Origin of the sequence: Pseudoalteromonas sp. BSi20439 (assembly GCF_000241165.1) — a bacterium.
Classification (GTDB): Bacteria; Pseudomonadota; Gammaproteobacteria; order Enterobacterales; family Alteromonadaceae; genus Pseudoalteromonas.
On the sequence record NZ_BADW01000075.1, the window covers coordinates 1 to 1,097 of the forward strand.

Annotated in this window: 2 protein-coding genes; one reads left to right on the top strand and one right to left on the bottom strand. The window is 33.5% G+C overall.

What is annotated here, in order from left to right:
• The first annotated feature begins 244 nt into the window (after nt 1-244).
• Complete coding sequence (locus P20439_RS07120) at nt 245-799, top strand: hypothetical protein (RefSeq protein ID WP_024596481.1); 555 nt, start codon at nt 245-247, stop codon at nt 797-799.
• A 101-nt stretch (nt 800-900) separates the two neighbouring features.
• Here P20439_RS07120 and P20439_RS07125 read toward each other — a convergent pair.
• On the bottom strand, nt 901-1,097 hold a 197-nt coding region (locus P20439_RS07125), incomplete at its 5' end, for a hypothetical protein (RefSeq protein WP_036933127.1).

Below are 1,097 nucleotides of genomic sequence, written 5' to 3' on the forward strand. Positions count from 1 at the left end.
GCTAAGATACATCAATGTAATATCTGTTAAAGCTACTTATATTTAGTAGCTTTGACAGACATTACGCTTTTGGTATCTAGGTTTGTACTTCATCTAAAAGGCAGCTATAAAAGAAGCTGTCTTTCATATTTTTTACGAGCTTAATTTTGCTTCCATAGTCAGTAAGAACGGGCGATAATACTGAAGAAAACATACGACTAACTCGCTATAAACATGTTCTGTAAATCAATTAAGCTAGGTGTAAATGGTTAAATATATTCTCGGTCTTCTAACAGGTTTTTGTTTAACTGTCTGGTATCTAGTTTTTGACCTTAAATTTAATTTTGATCATGCGTTTACTCTTAACCTAATAATCGCAGCGGGAACTATTACGGCTACCGCGATACACTTCGATTCAGTCAGGAAACAAAGAAAAGATCGAGTTTGGGAAATAAACAAAGAAAGTCTAATTCAGCTATCTAAATCGTTAGCCGACGCTATAGAAGTTTCATCTAAATTGTCTGACCAAGAATTTAATATTATGAACAATATTCCTGATGATACTTGCACTGAGGGTGCAGCTGAAATAAACCAAAAGTTCCAAATGACAATTTCCGACTCGTTAAATGTTTACAAGCCTCTACTTAACGCTGAATTAATTACTGCTATTGAAAAATATCAACAAGCAGAAAAAAACATAGAGAGTTCATTTGATCACGATCAAATTAATGTGTTTGAAGCTTATGACAGTCAATGGGGAGCACAAAAAGAGCTTCAAATAGTAGTAAGCCGTTTTATTAAAGAGGTTGCGGGTATTTAATTTAGATATCAAAGGCGTTACCGTCGCCCACTAGTGACACTTAGAAGTACTAGCTCAGAGTTGAGTAAGTCCTATTACTCAACTCTGATGTTCAACTTATATTAACTGTATTTAGCTAAAGCATCTTTGAATATATTTTCACTCTCATCTTTAAATCTGCTTCTTTGGTTATTGAGTTCATCGAATTTTACATATAGGTTTTTATAGATAATTTCATGTGCTTTATTGTGAACTTCGGCTTCAGAAGGATCATCCATCTCAAAACAATCTTCTAAACACTTGTTAACTATAACCAGTA